This is a genomic window from Jeongeupia wiesaeckerbachi, from assembly GCF_050916355.1.
GTDB classification, from domain to species: domain Bacteria; phylum Pseudomonadota; class Gammaproteobacteria; order Burkholderiales; family Chitinibacteraceae; genus Jeongeupia; species Jeongeupia wiesaeckerbachi.
Genome location: NZ_CP136946.1, coordinates 2,738,039 through 2,755,084, shown reverse-complemented (window position 1 = coordinate 2,755,084; position 17,046 = coordinate 2,738,039). Strand labels below are relative to the sequence as shown.

17 protein-coding genes are annotated in these 17,046 nt (G+C 63.6%); 4 read left to right on the top strand and 13 right to left on the bottom strand.

What is annotated here, in order from left to right:
* The first annotated feature begins 82 nt into the window (after nt 1–82).
* The 4 genes from R0382_RS13535 (at nt 83) to bamC (ending at nt 6,611) form a co-directional block, all read left to right on the top strand.
* On the top strand, nt 83–1,204 hold the full coding sequence (locus R0382_RS13535; protein WP_432720199.1) for an efflux RND transporter periplasmic adaptor subunit: 1,122 nt from the start codon (nt 83–85) through the stop codon (nt 1,202–1,204).
* Between the two features lie 129 nt (nt 1,205–1,333).
* Nucleotides 1,334–4,435, top strand: coding sequence for an efflux RND transporter permease subunit (locus R0382_RS13530; RefSeq protein ID WP_432720198.1), 3,102 nt, complete (start codon nt 1,334–1,336; stop codon nt 4,433–4,435).
* 81 nt (nt 4,436–4,516) lie between these two features.
* A complete protein-coding gene (dapA, locus tag R0382_RS13525; RefSeq protein ID WP_432720197.1) occupies nt 4,517–5,392 on the top strand; it encodes a 4-hydroxy-tetrahydrodipicolinate synthase in 876 nt (291 codons plus the stop codon).
* A gap of 28 nt (nt 5,393–5,420) precedes the next feature.
* On the top strand, nt 5,421–6,611 hold the full coding sequence (gene bamC, locus R0382_RS13520) for an outer membrane protein assembly factor BamC (protein ID WP_432720196.1): 1,191 nt from the start codon (nt 5,421–5,423) through the stop codon (nt 6,609–6,611).
* 74 nt (nt 6,612–6,685) lie between these two features.
* Here the strand turns inward: bamC and R0382_RS13515 are convergent, their stop codons facing one another.
* The 13 genes from R0382_RS13515 to R0382_RS13455 all read right to left on the bottom strand — a co-directional run bounded on the left by R0382_RS13515 (nt 6,686) and on the right by R0382_RS13455 (nt 17,028).
* On the bottom strand, nt 6,686–7,213 hold the full coding sequence (locus R0382_RS13515; protein WP_432720195.1) for a phosphatidylglycerophosphatase A family protein: 528 nt from the start codon (nt 7,211–7,213) through the stop codon (nt 6,686–6,688).
* Nucleotides 7,210–8,166 carry a thiamine-phosphate kinase gene (gene thiL, locus R0382_RS13510; protein WP_432720194.1) on the bottom strand — a complete coding sequence of 319 codons (957 nt, stop codon included), beginning with the start codon at nt 8,164–8,166 and terminating at the stop codon, nt 7,210–7,212. The genes R0382_RS13515 and thiL overlap by 4 nt, the downstream gene beginning before the upstream one ends.
* A gap of 18 nt (nt 8,167–8,184) precedes the next feature.
* Nucleotides 8,185–8,673 (bottom strand): transcription antitermination factor NusB, encoded by a 489-nt coding sequence (gene nusB / locus R0382_RS13505; RefSeq protein WP_432720193.1) that lies wholly within the window; start codon nt 8,671–8,673, stop codon nt 8,185–8,187.
* On the bottom strand, nt 8,670–9,143 hold the full coding sequence (gene ribH, locus R0382_RS13500; protein WP_432720192.1) for a 6,7-dimethyl-8-ribityllumazine synthase: 474 nt from the start codon (nt 9,141–9,143) through the stop codon (nt 8,670–8,672). Before ribH ends, nusB begins: the two co-directional genes overlap by 4 nt.
* A 30-nt stretch (nt 9,144–9,173) precedes the next feature.
* A complete protein-coding gene (gene ribBA / locus R0382_RS13495) occupies nt 9,174–10,265 on the bottom strand; it encodes a bifunctional 3,4-dihydroxy-2-butanone-4-phosphate synthase/GTP cyclohydrolase II (protein ID WP_432720191.1) in 1,092 nt (363 codons plus the stop codon).
* Nucleotides 10,265–10,876, bottom strand: a complete 612-nt coding sequence (locus tag R0382_RS13490) for a riboflavin synthase (RefSeq protein WP_432720189.1) — start codon at nt 10,874–10,876, stop codon at nt 10,265–10,267. The genes ribBA and R0382_RS13490 overlap by 1 nt, the downstream gene beginning before the upstream one ends.
* A complete protein-coding gene (locus R0382_RS13485) occupies nt 10,877–11,047 on the bottom strand; it encodes a zinc-ribbon domain-containing protein (protein ID WP_432720187.1) in 171 nt (56 codons plus the stop codon).
* Between the two features lie 17 nt (nt 11,048–11,064).
* Nucleotides 11,065–12,183, bottom strand: a complete 1,119-nt coding sequence (gene ribD, locus R0382_RS13480) for a bifunctional diaminohydroxyphosphoribosylaminopyrimidine deaminase/5-amino-6-(5-phosphoribosylamino)uracil reductase RibD (protein WP_432724168.1) — start codon at nt 12,181–12,183, stop codon at nt 11,065–11,067.
* Complete coding sequence (locus tag R0382_RS13475; protein ID WP_432720186.1) at nt 12,180–12,884, bottom strand: glutamine amidotransferase; 705 nt, start codon at nt 12,882–12,884, stop codon at nt 12,180–12,182. The genes ribD and R0382_RS13475 overlap by 4 nt, the downstream gene beginning before the upstream one ends.
* Before the next feature lie 3 nt (nt 12,885–12,887).
* A complete protein-coding gene (gene nrdR, locus R0382_RS13470) occupies nt 12,888–13,343 on the bottom strand; it encodes a transcriptional regulator NrdR (protein WP_070525553.1) in 456 nt (151 codons plus the stop codon).
* A 109-nt stretch (nt 13,344–13,452) separates the two neighbouring features.
* Nucleotides 13,453–14,700 carry a serine hydroxymethyltransferase gene (gene glyA / locus R0382_RS13465; protein ID WP_432720184.1) on the bottom strand — a complete coding sequence of 416 codons (1,248 nt, stop codon included), beginning with the start codon at nt 14,698–14,700 and terminating at the stop codon, nt 13,453–13,455.
* 126 nt (nt 14,701–14,826) lie between these two features.
* Entirely contained in the window at nt 14,827–16,458 is a 1,632-nt protein-coding gene (locus R0382_RS13460) for a hypothetical protein (RefSeq protein ID WP_432720182.1), read from the bottom strand.
* Between the two features lie 21 nt (nt 16,459–16,479).
* Nucleotides 16,480–17,028, bottom strand: a complete 549-nt coding sequence (locus tag R0382_RS13455) for a hypoxanthine-guanine phosphoribosyltransferase (RefSeq protein ID WP_432724167.1) — start codon at nt 17,026–17,028, stop codon at nt 16,480–16,482.
* Nucleotides 17,029–17,046 lie beyond the last annotated feature (18 nt).

Sequence of the window (17,046 nt, the reverse complement as noted above, 5' to 3'; positions counted from 1 at the left end):
GCAACCCTGAACCGTCTGGCTGACAGGGCCGCAGAACGATTAGAATGCGGCGCTGCCCCCGTTCACCCCAGGATTCAGGTCGATGAAACTCCGTCCCCGCACGCTCTTGATCGCCGTACTGGCCTTCATTGGCGCCGGCGTACTCATCGCCGCCATTACCCACCGCCCCACACCCAGCCCCGGCCCGGAAAACAAGATCGCAGCGGTCGAGCTGGCATCGGAAGACATCGTCCGTGTCGAGCAGGGCGACGTCACGCACACGCTGGCCATCACCGGCACCCTGCAAGCCGAACAGCAAACGACGATCACCGCGCAAGTGGAAGGCCAGGTCGCCTCGGTCAACGTCCGCCCCGGCCAGCATGTCCGCCGTGGTCAGATTCTGGCCCGCCTCAACGCCGACGACCTCGCGCGCCAGCTTGCCGTTGCGCAGGCCCAATTGGCCAAAAGCCGTGACTTGCTGGCTTACAACCGCAAGCTGAGCGAGCGCAATCAGGATCTGCTGAAGCAGAACTTCATTTCCAAGAACGCGTTCGACACCACGCAGAACCAGCTGCAATCGGCCATCGCCGACACACGCTCCGCCGAGGCGCAACTCGGTCTGGCGCAGCAGGCGCTGGCCAAAGCGGTGATCGCCGCACCGTTCGACGGCATGGTGGCCGACCGCTTTGTCGATCCGGGGCAGCACGTCGGCATCAACGGCAAGCTGTTGACCGTGGTCGACCTGAACAGCCTGGAACTCGTCGCCAATGTGCCGGCGCGCCGCATTGGCGAAATCGCACCGGAGCAACAGGTCCGCTTTGTCATCGACGGCTTTCCGGCGCAGTACATCGGTCATGTCGCGCGCATCAACCCCAGCGTCAACGATGCCTCCAAAGCCGTGCCGGTCTACATCCGCATCGATCAACAGCAAGACACCTTGCGCAGCGGCTTGTTCGCCCAAGGCGCGATCGAGATCGCAACGCATGCCGGCGTCCCGAACCTTCCCTTGCCGGCAGTCCACGACGAAAACGGCGAGCAGTTCGTGCTCGCCATCGAATCCGGCAAGCTGGTTCGCCGGGTCGTCACGACCGGCGCACGGGACGAACGGCGCGCGCGGATCGAGATCACCGGCGGCATCAAGCCCGGCGCCGTCGTCCTGGCGAGCAATGTGCAGCTGACCGCTGGCGCGCAAGTCAAATTGCCCGCAGCACAGCAATCCAAGTAAGAACGGCCCACCCCCGAGGGACTTCCCGCGGGGCGCAAACCCACTGAAACGCCGCCGGCAGGATTTCATCAGCCGCGCCATATCCCCGAGCGCAACACAGCGTTCATCGCAGGACCAGGAGCCCCGCCGATGTGGTTCACCCGTATCAGCATCCAGAACCCCGTTTTCGCAACAATGATGATGTTGTCGCTGCTGGTACTGGGGCTGTTCTCGATCAAGCGCTTGCCGGTTGAAGAGCTGCCCGACGTCAAGTTTCCGATCGTCGTCGTCAACACCTCCTACCCCGGTGCGTCGCCCGAAATTGTCGAATCGGACGTCACCAAGAAAATCGAGGAATCGCTCAACACCGTCAACGGCCTCGACGAGCTGTTCTCGTTCTCGTATCAGGGCCTGTCGGTCGTCGTTGCCCAGTTCGACCTGTCGGTCGACCCCGAGGCAGCCGTTCAGGATGTCCGCGAAAAAGTCGCCACCGTCACGCCCAGCTTCCGCGACGAGGTCAAGACACCGACGATCAGCCGCTATAGCCCGGACGACCTGCCGATCGCCTCGCTGGTGCTGCGCTCGGACCGGCTCAGCCCGCGCGAACTGACCAGCCGTGCCGAACAGGTGTTCAAGAAGCGCTTCGAAACTATCCAGGGCGTCGGTCAGGCCGAGCTGGTCGGCGCGATTTCCCGCCAGATCGATGTCGTCCTGCGGCCGGAAAAACTCGCCGAACTGAAAATCGGCGTCAACGACGTGATGAACGCATTGCGGGCGCAGAACGCCGAGGTACCGGTCGGCACGATCCAGTCCCGCGGCCGCGAAGAGGTCGTGCAGATCAAGGGACGGCTGAAAACCCCGGCCGATTTCGCCAAGGTCATCGTCGCCTGGCGCAATGGCGCACCGGCCTATCTGGGCGACATCGCCACCGTACGCGACGGTCAGGCCGAGGAAGACAGCCTTGCGCTGGTCAACGGCCAGCGCGCGATCTCGATCGACATCAAAAAGGTCAACGGCGCCAATACGGTCGAAGTCAGCGACCGGATCCGCGCCGAGATGGACAAGCTCAACCGCGAATATGCCGGTGAAGGCATCAAGCTGTCGGTGTTGAGCGACAACGCCGAAGGCATCCGCGCTTCGCTGGCCGACGTCAAGACGACGATGATCGAAGGCGCGCTGCTGACGATCGCCATCGTCTTCGTTTTCCTCGGCTCGTGGCGCAGCACCGTCATCACCGGGCTGACGCTGCCGGTGGCGCTGATCGGCACCTTCTTCGCGCTCTACATCGCCGGCTTCACGATCAACGTGATGACGATGATGGCGCTGTCGCTGTGCATCGGCCTCTTGATCGACGATGCCATCGTCGTGCGCGAAAACATCGTTCGCCACGCGGCGCTCGGCAAGGATCACTTCGCCGCCGCGATGGACGGCACCAAGGAGATCGGCCTGGCGGTGCTGGCGACGACGTCGACCATCGTCGCGGTCTTCCTGCCGGTCGGCTTCATGGGCGGCATCATCGGCAAGTTCTTCCACCAGTTCGGCCTGACCGTGTGCGCGGCGGTGCTGATCTCGATGTTCGTCTCGTTCACGCTCGACCCGATGCTGTCGTCGATCTGGGCCGATCCGCACGTCCACGGCGGCAAACGCCCGCTTGGCAAGCTGCTCGACGCATTCGAAAACGGCATGGACTGGCTGGCAACGCGCTACAGCGCGCTGATCCGCTGGAGCCTGGCGCACCGGCTTGCCGTGATCGGCATCGCCGTCGCCAGTCTGGTCGCCGCCTTCATGCTGGCGCGCTTCATCGGTGCCGAGTTCGTTCCCAAGCCCGACTTGTCCAAGGTCTCGCTGCAGTTCGAAACGCCGGTCGGCTCATCGCTCGATTACACCGCAGCCAAAACCCGGCAAGTCGAAGCGGCCCTCAAGGACTTCCCCGAAGTCCGTGAAACCTATACCGCGATCAACACCGGCGGCGCACAAGGCAAGAACAGTGCGCGCATGGTGATCATGCTGACACCGAAGAAAGCCCGCCATCGCAGCCAGAACGAACTCATCACCGCGTTCCGTACCCGACTCGCAGCGGTTGCAGGCGTGTCGATCCGCTCGCTCATGCCGCTGGGCGGCGGCGGCCCCGAGGGCAAGGCCATCCAGATTTCGCTGCAAGGCACCGACCTCGGTCGGCTCGGCACGCTCAGCCGCGACTTCACCCAGCGGCTGAACGCGGTTCCGGGCCTCGTCGACGTCGAATCGAGCATGAAGACCGCGCGCCCGGCGCTCGACATCGACATCAACCGCGATCGCGCTGCCAGCCTCGGCCTCGACCTGACCCAGATCGGCAATACGCTGCGCCCACTGATCGCCGGCGAGGAAAGCGGCACCTGGCTGGCGCCGGACGGCGAAAGCTACGACGTCAATGTCCGGCTGGCCGCCGACGTGCGCGCCAACCGTGCCAGCCTCGAAGGTATTTATTTCACCAGCACGCTGCGCGACGGCGCCGGCTTGCCTGTCCTCGTGCCGCTGACCGAAATCGCCACGGTCCGGCCCTCCGAGAGCCCGGTGCAGATCAACCGGCGCAACCTGTTTCGCGAGGCGAACATCACCGCCAACGTCGCCGGCCGCACCACCGGCGAAGTCCAGCGCGACATCGACAAGCTGCAAGCCGAGTTCAAGCTGCCCCCAGGTTATCGCTTCGTTGCCGGCGGCGACACCAAGAGCATGCAGGAGTCGGCCGGCTATGCACTGGCGGCGCTGCTGCTCGGCGTGATTTTCATCTACATGATCCTCGCCTCGCAATTCGGTCATTTTCTGCAGCCGTTTGCGATCATGACCTCGCTGCCGCTTTCGCTCGTCGGCGTGCTGCTGGCGCTGCTGATGTGGCGAAGCACGCTGAACATTTTCTCGATCATCGGCGTGATCATGCTGATGGGGCTGGTCACCAAGAACGCCATTCTGCTGGTCGATTTCGTCAATCACCTGCGACGCGAAGGCATGGCGCGCGCCGACGCCATTGCCGAGGCGGGGCGCGTACGCTTGCGCCCGATCCTGATGACGACCGCAGCCATGATCGTCGGCATGCTGCCGCTGGCGTTCGCGCTCGGCGAGGGTTCGGAGCAGCGTGCACCGATGGCGCACGCCATCATCGGCGGCGTCATCACCTCGACGCTGCTGACGCTGATCGTCGTCCCGGTGGTGTTCACCTGGCTCGACGACCTTGGCGCATGGCTGCTCCGGCGTCTTGGCAAGCGGCGAAATTGAGTCCAATTGCGGGTTTCCGCCCGCGCCAGCACCGGTTAGAATGCCGGCTGATCGTTTAATGACCAGAACGGGTAAACGGGCATGTTGACAGGTAGTTTGGTGGCACTGGCCACCCCCATGTTTGAAGACGGCAGCCTTGATTTTGCGAGCTTGCGCAAGCTCGTCGACTGGCATATCGCCGAAGGCACCAACGGCCTCGTCGCCGTCGGCACGACCGGCGAATCGCCGACCGTCAGTGTCGAAGAACATATCGAAATCATCCGCGTCGTCGTCGAGCAGGCTGCGGGTCGCGTACCGGTCATCGCCGGCACCGGCGCCAACTCGACCCGCGAAGCGATCCACCTGTCCAAACGCGCCAAGGAAGTCGGCGCCGATTTCGGCCTGTCGGTCGTCCCGTACTACAACAAGCCGACTCAGGAAGGCCTGTACCTGCACTTCCGCGCCATCGCCGAAGAAAGCGGCCTACCGACGCTGCTGTACAACGTGCCGGGCCGGACCATCACCGACATGTCCAACGACACCGCACTGCGGCTCGCCGAAGTACCCGGCATCATCGGCATCAAGGATGCAACCGCCGATAAGGAACGCGCTGCCGACCTGATCAAGCGCGCCCCGAAAGATTTCGCCATTCTCAGCGGTGATGACGGCTCTACCCTCGCCTTCATCCTGCAAGGTGGCCATGGCGTCATTTCGGTGACGGCCAACGTCGCCCCCCGCCTCATGGCGCAGATGTGCAAAGCCGCCCGCGCCGGCGACGTTGCCGGCGCGCGTGAACTTAACAACCAGCTGCATGGTCTGCACAAACAGTTGTTCGTCGAGGCCAACCCGATTCCGGTGAAATGGGCGCTCGAACAAATGGGGCTGCTTCCGTCGGGCATCCGCCTGCCACTGACCCGGCTGTCTGATGGCAATCACGCTGCCGTCCGCCAAGCCATGCAAGCCGCCGGCGTGCTCTGAGCCACGTCCAACCTTAGCGAAGAACCTGATGAAACCGCTTTTCCGCCTGATCCCGATCGCGATCGCCATCAGCCTCGTCGGCTGCTCCAGCGATCAATTGATGCTGCAACGCAAGGTCGACTACCGTTCGGGTAGCGACAATATGTCGAACAACACACTGGAAGTGCCGCCCGACCTGACCGCGCCTAGCGCCGGCACCGGCTACACCATTCCGGAGCGCAGCAACAGTGCTTCGGCGCTGAATGCCCAGCCCGCCGCAAGCAACGCATCGACGCCGGCCGCGGTCGGCATCAAAGCCAGCGGCAGCGAAGTCGTACTGAACGACAGCAGCAAGGCCAAGATGGTCGAAGCTGGCGGACAACGCTGGCTGGTCGTCAAGGGCGATCCGAAAAAACTCTGGCCTGAAATCCACCAGTTCTGGCTCGACAACGGCTTCCTGCTGAAGATCGACAATCCGCAACTGGGCATCATGGAAACCGACTGGCTGGAGAACCGCGCCAACCTGCCGGCAGACTGGGTCACCAAGCTGCTGCGCAAAGTCGCGGACAGCTTTATCTCGACCGGCGAACTCGACAAGTTCCGCACCCGCGTCGAAGCCGGCGCCCAGCCGGGCACGACCGAGATTTACCTCTCGCATCGTGGCATGCAGGAAGTCTACAAAGACACCGGCGACACCGACACCAGCCGCCTTGGCACCAATGCCTCGGACAACAAGACGATCTGGGTGCCGCGCAAGGCCGATCCAGAGCTTGAGGCCGAAATGCTGGCGCTGATGCTGCAACGCTTCGGCATGACCGAAGAACAAGCGGTCACCGTCGTGAAGAAGCCGGTCAACACCGCGGCCTTTGCATCGCTGAGCGATGATGCCACTTCGCTGAAGATCAACGACAACTTCGACCGCGCTTGGCGCCGCGTCGGCCTGGCACTCGACCGGATCGGCTTCGTCGTGGCCGACCGCGACCGCAGCAAGGGCGTGTACTACGTCCATCGCGCGGCCGAGGACATCGGCAAGGAAGAAAGCAACAGCTTCTTCTCGTCGCTGGCTTTCTGGCAAAAGGACGACAAGGGCAACAAGACGCCGGTACCGAAGGACTACGAAGTCCGGCTGCAGGAAGGCGTCAACCAGACCACACTGACCGTCACCGGCAAGGACGGCGCAACCGTCGATGCCGACACGCGCAACAAGCTGCTGTCCGCCCTGCTCGGCCAGCTGCGCTGAGCGGATCAGCCCAAAAAAAAAAGCGTCCTCGTCGAGGGCGCTTTTTTATTGCGGTACAAGCACGCCGAAGCGCCTCAGTACATCAGCAGGGCCGGCCAGACATGCATCAGGCCCAGCAGCATGCCGATGGCGTACAGGGCGGCAACGAAGTCGTCGAACATCACGCCGAACCCGCCCGGGACCCGTGCATCCAGCACCCGGATCGGCCACGGCTTGAGGATGTCGAAAACGCGAAACACCAAAAATGCGGCCAGCCAGCCGCTGCCGGTATGCGGCACGATCGTCAGCACCAGCCAGATCGCGACAATTTCGTCGATCACGATGCCGCCGTGATCGTGCACGCCGAGCGCCCTGCCCGTTACGCTGGCCGCCCACACACCCAGCCCGAACATCGGCAGGCATAGCCAGGCGATCTGGACCGGCGTCAGCCAGAACAGCAGCAGCGCGTAACAGGGCAAGCCGGCCAGCGTACCCCATGTACCCGGGGCCTGACGGGCCAGACCGCTGCCGAAACCGAGCGCAATGAAATGCGCGGGATGACGCAGCAAAAAGCGCCAGTCCGGATGCAGGATCGATGGCGCGGAAGTATTGGATGAAGTCATGGTGATGAAAAGTGGTCGAAGCTGCGTCCGGTTTCCAGCCGGCAGCCATCGGTGTCGCGGACGGCGACCCCATCCCCGGAGCGCATCACGCCGATCCGGGTCAGCGGCAGCGCCAGCAACTGCGACAGTGCTTCGATCGCCTGTCGTTCGCCCGGACGGGCGGTAAAGCACAACTCGTAGTCGTCGCCACCGGACAAGGCAGCTTGCCGGCGCTCGACCTCGCCGCACCTACGCAATACCGGGTCAACCGGAATGCGCGCCCATTCCAGATCTGCGCCGAGGCCGGACTGCGTGCAAATGTGCGTCAAGTCACCGACGAGACCGTCGGACACATCCAGCGCCGCGCTCGCATGCGCTCGCAAACGCTCGCCCAGCAACATCCGCGGCACCGGCCAATCGAGCCGCCCGGCACAATGTGCCAGCACGTCGTCATCCAGCACGATATCGCCACAGCGATGACGCACGGCCATCGCCGCAGCACCAAGATGGCCGGACACCCAGACGTCGTCGCCCGCCCTGGCACCGGCGCGCCGCAGCGCCCCGTCGGCCGGCACGTGACCCGCCACCTGGATCGAAACCGTCAGCGGCCCACGCGTGGTATCACCGCCGACCAGTTCGATTCCCGCCGCATCGGCCAGCGCGAACAGACCGGATGAAAACGCCGCCAGCCAGTCCTCGTCGACACGCGGTAGTGCCAGCGCCAGCGTAAACCACGCCGGCCTTGCGCCCATCGCCGCCAGATCGGACAGATTGACCGCCAGTGCCTTGTGGCCAAGCGCGCGCGGGTCGACGTCGGCGAAGAAGTGCCGCCCTTCGACCAGCATGTCGACCGACACCGCCAGCACTTCGCCAGCCGGCGGCGACGCCAGCAAGGCACAGTCGTCGCCGACACCCAGCAGCGCCTTGCGCGCAGGTCGTGCGAAGTAGGCGCCGATCAGCCCGAACTCGTTCACGCGATCCCGCCCGCTCGTTCAGCCACGCCGCTTTGCGCGGATGGCTTCGACTTCATCGGCACGTACCGCAGCGGCGAGCTTGTCGAGCACGCCGTTGACGAAACGGTGACCATCGGTCCCGCCGAACGTCTTGGCCAGCTCGATCGCCTCGTTGATGATCACCGGATACGGCGTTTCCGGCATGTGGACGATTTCGAAGGCGCCGGCCAGAATCACCGCGGCCTCGACCGGGCTAACTTCCTCCAGCGGCCGGTCGACGTGCGGCGTGATCAGCTTGATCAGGTCGCCCGATTCCTTGATCGCACCGTACATCACCGCACGGAACAGAGCCTCGTCGGCGCGCGAGAACTGCGGGCTGCTTTCGCGCAGGAACTTCTCGATGTTGTTGACCGTATCACCGGTCAGATTCCACTGGTACAGCCCCTGAACCGCGAATTCGCGGGCGCGGCGGCGGGCCGATTTCGGCTTGGCCGGTGGGGTGTTTGCTTGCTGTTCGTGTTCGCTCATGCTTTTAACGCTTTCTGAAGTTGGGCCATTTCTACGACAACGCGGGCGGCATCGACGCCCTTGTCGATCTTGCGGGCCTCGGCCTGCTCATCGTTTTCGACGGTGAGAATGGCGTTGGCAATCGGCATCGACGCATCGAGCCCGACCCGGGTCACCCCGGCGCCGGACTCGTTGGCGACGAGTTCGAAGTGATAGGTTTCGCCACGGATGATGCAGCCGAGCGTGACCAGCGCATCGTAGCGGCCGGTATTGGCCAGCAGCTGCAGCGCCAAAGGCGCTTCAAGCGCGCCGGGTACGGCGAATTCATCGATGGCGTTCTCGGCGACGCCGAGGCGGACCAGTTCGCCAACGCAGGCATTGCGCAGCGCGGTGGTGATGTCTTCGTTGAAGCGGCAGGTCACGATGCCGACACGCAAGCCACGGCCATCCAGCGGCGGCAGGGTCTGGTCACGATTCGGGACAAAACTCATGGTGTGTTCCTGGAAAGAGGGACTGCAAATTCAGGGGGTTTCAAAGCCGGTGACTTCGAGTCCGAAGCCGGCCATGCTCGGCATCTTGCGTTCGGGGCTCAGCAGCCGCATCTTGCCGACGCCGAGCGCGCGCAGCATCTGCGCGCCAATGCCATAGGTGCGCAGATCCCAGCGCTTGACCTTGTTCAGGCCTAGCTCGGGCAGCGCCCGCGCGAGCAGGTCTTCGCCGGTCTCGGTACGGTGCAGTAGCACCATCACGCCACAGCCGGCACGGTTGATCGCGTCGAGCGAGGCACGGACGTCCCACGAATGATTGCCGGCGCCGAAATCGATCCAGTCGACCACCGACAGCGGCTCGTGCACGCGGACCAGCGTCTCGCTATCGGCTTGCGGCTGCCCCTTCACGAGGGCCAGATGCGTTGCCGTCGACAGCGAATCGCGGAATACCACCAGCTCGAACGGGCCGGCAGCGGTCTCGACCACGCGGCGACCGGCGATCTCGATCAGCGATTCGGTCTGGCTGCGGTAATGGATCAGATCGGCGATCGTACCGACTTTCAACTCATGTTCGGCAGCGAATTCGAGCAGCTGCGGCAGCCGTGCCATCGTACCGTCGTCGTTCATGATCTCGCAGATCACCGACGCCGGCTGCAAGCCGGCCAGTTGCGACAGATCGCAACCCGCTTCGGTATGACCGGCACGGACCAGCACGCCGCCCGGCTGCGCCAGCAACGGGAACACATGACCCGGCGACACCAGATCACTCGGCTTGGCATCGAAAGCCACAGCCTTCTTGATCGTCAATGCGCGGTCGTAGGCGGAAATGCCGGTGGTCACGCCTTCGGCGGCTTCGATCGACACGGTGAAATTGGTGCCGTGACCCGAACCGTTCTGGCTGACCATCAGCGGCAGACTCAGCTGTTTGCCGCGCTCGGCCGACAGCGTCAGACAGATCAGGCCGCGGCCGAACTTGGCCATGAAATTGATCGCTTCGGGCGTCACGAATTCGGCGGCCATCACCAGGTCGCCTTCGTTCTCGCGGTCTTCCTCGTCAACCAGAATGACCATCTTGCCGGCACGGATGTCGGCGATGATGTCCTGCACGGCAGAAATCGCGCTCATCACCGGTGCTCCGTGCTCAGCATGCGTTCGACGTAACGCGCGATCAGGTCGATCTCGAGATTGACCTGCGCGCCAGCGGCCAGCTGACCGAGCGTGGTCACTGCCAATGTGTGCGGGATCAGGTTGATCGAGAACACGCAGCCGTCCTCGACGTCACGGACCGAGTTGGTCGTCAGCGAAACGCCATTGACGACCACCGAGCCCTTGGCGGCCAGATACTTGGCCATGGCTTTCGGTGCGCGAACCACCAACTCGCGGTTTTCGCCAACCGAATCGAACGACAGCACATCACCAACGCCATCGACATGACCGGACACCAGATGGCCGCCGAGCATGTCGCCGAGGCGCATTGCCTTTTCCAGATTGACGCGACCGCCCTCGACATCGAGGCCGACGGTGCAACGCAACGACTCGTCCGACACGTCGATCAGGTAGCGATGCGGATCAAGCTGCTCGACCACCGTCATGCATGCACCGTTGTGCGAAATGCTGTCGCCAAGCGATACATCCCCCATTTCCAGCTCGGGCGCATGGACGGTCAGCTTGACGCCGCCGGCAAACGGCGCAACCCGCTCGATCGTTCCGATGGCCTGGACAATTCCGGTAAACATTCAGTCTTGCTCCTTGTCGGCCGCCGCATCGCGGCTGGCGTTCGCTTCAAGTACACGCTGCGACGATTTGAGCTCGTTGCAGTGATTGCAAAAATAACTGGTGGCACCACAAGCCCTGAGCACTTCCAGCGGCTTGCCGCAATCCGGACAGACCGGCGCAGATTCACTCATCGCACGCACTCCATGATTCAGGCCGTGAAAGCTTGGGCCGGATCGGTAAAACGCAAGGTCCAGCGCAAATCGTCACCGACGCTGCGGCGCTCGATCACACGCGGCGCATATCGTTCTGACAGCGTCGCCAGCGCAAAGTCCGCCATCGCCTTGCCCTTGCCGATCAACACCGGCGCCTGGTACAGCAACAACTCGTCGACCAGCCCTGCCTGCAGCAGGCTGCCTGCGAGCACGCCACCGGCTTCGACGGTCAGCTCGTTGATTCCGCGTTGCCCCAGCAAATCGAGCAAGGCGGGCAGATCGACCCGGCCATCCTCCCCCGGCAGCAACACGACTTCAGCGCCAGCGGCCTCGAGCGCGGCACGTCCGTGGGGCGCTGCGTGCGCCTCGATCGCGGCGGCGACCAAGACGCCCCGCGACCGCAACAGCGCGGCATCGGCCGGCATGCGCAGCCGGCTGTCGACCACGACGCGCAGCGGCTGGCGCTCGACGGCAAAGTCGCGCACCGTGAGCTGGGCATCGTCGGCCAGCACCGTGTCGACGCTGGTCAGCAGCGCACACGAGCGTGCACGCCAGCGCTGCACATCGGCGCGCGCAGCAGCGCCGGTGATCCACTTCGATTGTCCGTCGTCCAGCGCAATCCGGCCATCCAGACTTGCGGCAAGTTTGATCCGGGTCCAGGGTCGGCCGCGCAGCATCCGGCTGATGAAACCGATATTGAGTTCGCGCGCCTCGGCTTCGAGTACGCCGGACGCGGTTTCGATTCCCGCGGCTGCGAGGCGGGCCAAGCCACGACCAGCGACCTGCGGATTCGGATCGGTCATCGCCGCGACCACGCGGGCAACGCCAGCCTTGATCAGCGCATCGGCACACGGCGGCGTGCGACCATGATGGCTGCACGGTTCGAGCGTCACATACGCCGTCGCGCCGTGCGCGGCATCGCCGGCGGCGCGCACGGCATGGACTTCGGCATGCGGCTCGCCGGCGCGGACATGCCAGCCCTCGCCGATGACGACACCATCGCGGACGATGACGCAGCCAACGCGCGGATTCGGCGTCGTCGTATACAGCCCCCGCGCCGCGAGACGCAAGGCGTGCTGCATATGGATGCGGTCCTGGATCGCCTGCAGGCTCATAGCGAATCCAGCCATTCGCCGACGCAAAGCGCCGCCTGCGTGCGCAGGCGCGCACCTTCCGCTGCCGTCTGCGCACGCAAGACACCAAAGCCGATACCGGCGGCATCAAGCTCGTCGCAATGGCCGATCAGCCATTGCTCGAAGCGTTGGGCGTCAATTTCCGGGTGACACTGGAACGCCAGCACGCGCACCCCCACCCGGTAGGCCTGATGCGAATACACCGTGCTCGACGCCAGCAGCTCGGCATTCGCCGGTAGATCGAAGGTATCGCCATGCCAATGCAGCACCGACGTCAACGCCCCATCGAGATGCCGCAACGGCGACGCCTGCCCCGCCTCGGTCAAGCTCAGCGGCGCCCAGCCGATTTCCTTAGCGTGCCCCGGATAAACCCGTGCCCCCAGCGCCGCAGCCATCAGTTGCGCACCAAGGCAGATGCCGAGCGCGGCGCGACCGCTGTCGAGCCAGCCGGCAATTGCGACCGTTTCCGTCAGCAGCCACGGGTAGCGATCGGTCTGGTAGGCACCAATCGGCCCGCCCAGCACGACGAGCAGGTCGTCGATACCGGCGTCGGCCAGCACAGCGGGCGCATCGACGCCGGCTTCGAGATAGCGCAGCGCATAGCCACGGGCCATGAAAACGTCGGCAAGCGTGCCAAGGTCTTCGAAAGCGAGGTGACGGATGATCCAGGCGGTACGCGACATCGCTCAGTCCTTCCTGGTGACTTCGCGGATCGCGTCGCGAAAATCGTCGACGTCCGAGAACGAACGATAGACCGAGGCAAAACGGATGTAGGCCACCTTGTCGAGCTTGGCGAGCTCGGTCATCACCATCTCGCCGATCTGGCGCGAAAGAATTTCCCGATCACCGATGCTGAGCACTTTCTGGATGATGCGCGCGATGGCTTCGTCCATCAGCTGTGTCGACACCGGGCGCTTGTGCAGCGCGCGCTGGAAGCTGATGCGGATTTTGTCGCGATCGAACTCGGTGCGCTGGCCGTTCTGCTTGACGACCTGCGGCATGCGCACGTCGGCGGTCTCATAGGTAGTGAAGCGCTTGTCGCAGACGTTGCAGCGACGACGACGGCGAACCGCGTCACCTTCGTCGGAAACGCGCGAGTCGACCACCTGGGTATCGGGGGAACCGCAGAACGGACATTTCATCGACAGGCCCTCGTGGCCGGATAGGGGTAAAGATCAATAAAGAACGGGCGCGTGAAAATGGCAAAGGGTGGCGCCTCACGGCACCACCCTTTTCATGCGTCAAGCAGGATCAGGCGACGTAGACCGGGAACTTCGCGGTCAGCGCCTTGACCTTCTCGGCCACGGTCGCGAGGTTGGCTTCGTCGGCCGGATTGTCGAGCACGTCGGCGATCAGGTGCGCCACCTGAACCGCTTCGGCTTCCTTGAAACCACGCGTGGTGATCGCCGGGGCGCCGATACGGATGCCCGAGGTCACGAACGGGCTTTCCGGATCGTTCGGGATCGCGTTCTTGTTGACGGTGATGTGTGCCTTGCCCAGCGCCGCATCGGCGGCCTTGCCGGTCAGGTTCTTCGGACGCAGGTCAACGAGGAACACGTGCGACTCGGTACGGCCCGAGATGATGCGCAGACCACGCTCGGCCAGCGTTGCCGCCATCGTTTGCGCGTTCTTGATCACTTGCACCTGGTATTCCTTGAACTCCGGCGTCGCCGCTTCCTTGAACGCAACGGCCTTGCCGGCGATCACGTGCATCAGCGGGCCGCCTTGCAGCGTCGGGAACACATTGGAGTTGATCGACTTCTCGAACTCGGCCTTGGCAAGAATGATGCCGCCGCGCGGACCGCGCAGCGTCTTGTGCGTGGTCGAGGTCACGAAGTGGGCGTGCGGCACCGGGTTCGGGTAGACACCCGCAGCGATCAGGCCGGCGTAGTGCGCCATGTCGACCATGAAATAGGCACCGACCTTGTCGGCGATTTCACGCATCCGTGCCCAGTCGAAGCGCAGCGCGTAGGCCGAAGCACCACCGATCAGCAGCTTCGGCTTGGTTTCGAGCGCGACGCGTTCCATGTCGTCGTAATCGATTTCTTCGTTTTCGTTCAGGCCGTAGGCAACGATGTTGAACAGCTTGCCCGACAGGTTGGCCGGCGAACCGTGGGTCAGGTGACCACCGTGACCGAGGTTCATACCCATCACCGTGTCGCCCGGCTTCAGGATCGAGAAGTACACGGCCTGGTTGGCTTGCGAGCCCGAGTGCGGTTGCACGTTGGCATACTCGGCACCGAACAGCGCCTTCACGCGGTCGATCGCCAGTTGCTCGATCACGTCGACGTGTTCACAGCCGCCGTAGAAACGCTTGCCCGGATAACCTTCGGCGTACTTGTTGGTCAGTTGCGAACCCTGCGCTTCCATGACGGCCGGGCTGGTGTAGTTTTCCGACGCGATCAGCTCGATGTGTTCGTGCTGGCGCACCACTTCACCCTGCAGGGCGGCGGCGAGGTCGGGATCGTATTGCGAGAGGGTGACAGACTTGGAGAACATGAGTTCGCTTTCCGTAGTCGATTGAGATGGGAATGGCCCGGATTCTATCACGAGCCGCGCCGGTCTTTGCCGCAATCCTGATGCGCAGCAAGATGAGCGTGATTCATACCAAGCTCAATGTTCGCCTCAGTTTCGCCGACGCTGCCAGATGTGAATGAACGCCGCCAGCCGGCCACGCCAGTCGGCGCGCTGATCGGCCATCCGCTCGATGAATTCGGACAAGGGCCGCGCCTTCATCAGCGTATACATCGTCAGTGCCAGCGTCGGCACCAGCACACTCACGAAATAGCCCAGCTTGGCCGGCGCACTGGCACCGGCCAGGTCGAACAGATTCATCCCCAGAAAACCGGTCACCGTCGCCCCCACCAGACTCAGGATCGTTACCACGGTCAGCTTGACCACGGTATCGGCCTGGCGGCGCAACTCGTCGTTCTCCAGATACTGGCTCATGCTCTTCACCGAATCCTGCACCTCCTGATACAGCTCGGCGGTTCCCAGATGCCGGCGCAGCATCTCGAACAGCTGCGCGGCGACCGCCTGATTGGAGACTTCACGGAACCAGTAGCGTTGGGTAAAGCGCAGAAAGACCTCGAGCTGTATCCGGATATCGCGCTTGAACGTGCGCACCGAATGCACATCGGCGATGTTCAGCCTCGCCAGCGCCACCGCCATCCGGTCCGAAAACGTCAGCAATGCCGCCTTGTGAAAGTGGGCAATCAGCGCCAGCAGGAACTGCTGATGGCGAAACTGCCCGAGCACGCCGGTGTGCGCATCGCAGAAAAACGGGTGATGCCGGTCGCCAACGACGATCAGCGCCTGGCCGTTGCACATGATCCGCGTCGATGCGCTGGCCAACCCCTGCTCCGGCGACCAGTAGCGGTCGTAACAGCTCTGCGCAATGAAATCCCTGACCAGCCTCCCCGGCAAGGCTTCGCCGTCGTCCGGCCGCGTCACCATGCCAAGCCGGTAGAAATCGGCCTCGGACAGGCTCAGTGGATCATCGAGCGCCAAATACGCCAGCAAGGGCATCCGGTGATATTCCACTTGCCGATAGCGCACACCACCCACGGCGCTCGAGTGGTGCGGCACCATGGGCTCGAGCAACCACGCCCAGTGACTGGCCAGTCTGGGAGAGCGGTACTCGGCAAGGTGGTCGAGATAGGCATCGCGATCGTCGTAATCCGACGCCGCCAGCACCTGCCCCTGCGTACCTAGCCAGGCAACGCCAGCCAGACAGCTCGCCGGCCCGCCGTCTTCATCCCACTGCGCCGGGAACGAGCGGCCGAAACGGAACAGGATGTCCTGCACCCGCGGCAGCGGCAGATTGTCGCCCATGACCTCGAGCGCCAGGATGACGACGTCGATATCGAAGAAGAAATACAGATCGATGTGGGCGATGGCGAGATCAAGCTCGGCACCGTCGCGAAAACGCAATCGAACCGACTTGACATCGTCGCGGCGGAACACGTGCAACGGAGACTTGCCGTAACTGGCCACATCGCTCGCTTCGGTCTGGCCTTCGCCATAGAGGAAGCGCTGCACATAGGGCAGAAAGGTAATGAACTCGCGGTAATGGCGCTCCTGAAACGCCCCGGGCTCGAACTCGCTGGGCCGCAAGCGCCATGGCGAGCCCTGCTCGACGGCCGACAGCATCAGCCGCCACTGCTGGCCGAGCACCCCGCTCTCGTCGAGCGGCATCAACTGCAACGGCCAAATCAGGATTTGGCGGAAGTGACGAACTTGCTGGGTCTCAGTCATTCGTCCTCCGCCTTGTGTGTGCTACAGACCCTTGACCGCGTAGATGGCCAGCGTGTTGCGCCAGTAGCCCTGGTAATCCATACCGCAGCCGAACAGGAAGCGGTCGTCGACCTTGAGGCCGACGAAATCGGCCTTGATGCCTTCGGCCTTGCGGTTGTGCAGCTTGTCGACCAGCACCGCGACATGAATGTCCTGCACGCCCTGCGCCTTCAGGTACTCGACAATCGCCGCAAGCGTATGCCCTTCGTCGAGGATGTCGTCGACGATGACCACGGTGCGCCCCTTCAGGTCTTCACGCGGCTTGACCTTCCAGTCAAGCACGCCGCCGCTGGTTTCATTGCGGTAGCGCGTGGCGTGCAGATAGGACATCTCAAGCGGAAATTTCAACCGCGGCAGCAGGTTGCCGGCAACGATCAAGCCACCATTGAGCACGGTGTAAACGATCGGATTGGCATCCTTGAGCGCAGCGGTCATCTGGCTGGCCATCCGGTCGATCGCCGCCAGCACCTCGGCCTCCGAGTGCAGCAGGTCGGCGTTATCGATGATCGTCAGCGCTTCGGGCAATTCCATGGTCACGGTAAAACTCCT

Bases quoted from the DNA above. Each gene is read 5' to 3' on its own strand.
- nusB (WP_432720193.1), bottom strand. From the start codon at position 8,673: ATGAGCGAACACGAACAGCAAGCAAACACCCCACCGGCCAAGCCGAAA.
- bamC (WP_432720196.1), top strand. From the start codon at position 5,421: ATGAAACCGCTTTTCCGCCTGATCCCGATCGCGATCGCCATCAGCCTC.
- R0382_RS13515 (WP_432720195.1), bottom strand. From the start codon at position 7,213: ATGACTTCATCCAATACTTCCGCGCCATCGATCCTGCATCCGGACTGG.
- dapA (WP_432720197.1), top strand. From the start codon at position 4,517: ATGTTGACAGGTAGTTTGGTGGCACTGGCCACCCCCATGTTTGAAGAC.
- R0382_RS13455 (WP_432724167.1), bottom strand. From the start codon at position 17,028: ATGGAATTGCCCGAAGCGCTGACGATCATCGATAACGCCGACCTGCTG.
- R0382_RS13485 (WP_432720187.1), bottom strand. From the start codon at position 11,047: ATGAGTGAATCTGCGCCGGTCTGTCCGGATTGCGGCAAGCCGCTGGAA.
- R0382_RS13475 (WP_432720186.1), bottom strand. From the start codon at position 12,884: ATGTCGCGTACCGCCTGGATCATCCGTCACCTCGCTTTCGAAGACCTT.
- glyA (WP_432720184.1), bottom strand. From the start codon at position 14,700: ATGTTCTCCAAGTCTGTCACCCTCTCGCAATACGATCCCGACCTCGCC.
- R0382_RS13490 (WP_432720189.1), bottom strand. From the start codon at position 10,876: ATGTTTACCGGAATTGTCCAGGCCATCGGAACGATCGAGCGGGTTGCG.
- ribH (WP_432720192.1), bottom strand. From the start codon at position 9,143: ATGAGTTTTGTCCCGAATCGTGACCAGACCCTGCCGCCGCTGGATGGC.
- ribBA (WP_432720191.1), bottom strand. From the start codon at position 10,265: ATGAGCGCGATTTCTGCCGTGCAGGACATCATCGCCGACATCCGTGCC.
- nrdR (WP_070525553.1), bottom strand. From the start codon at position 13,343: ATGAAATGTCCGTTCTGCGGTTCCCCCGATACCCAGGTGGTCGACTCG.
- R0382_RS13535 (WP_432720199.1), top strand. From the start codon at position 83: ATGAAACTCCGTCCCCGCACGCTCTTGATCGCCGTACTGGCCTTCATT.
- R0382_RS13460 (WP_432720182.1), bottom strand. From the start codon at position 16,458: ATGACTGAGACCCAGCAAGTTCGTCACTTCCGCCAAATCCTGATTTGG.
- R0382_RS13530 (WP_432720198.1), top strand. From the start codon at position 1,334: ATGTGGTTCACCCGTATCAGCATCCAGAACCCCGTTTTCGCAACAATG.
- ribD (WP_432724168.1), bottom strand. From the start codon at position 12,183: ATGAGCCTGCAGGCGATCCAGGACCGCATCCATATGCAGCACGCCTTG.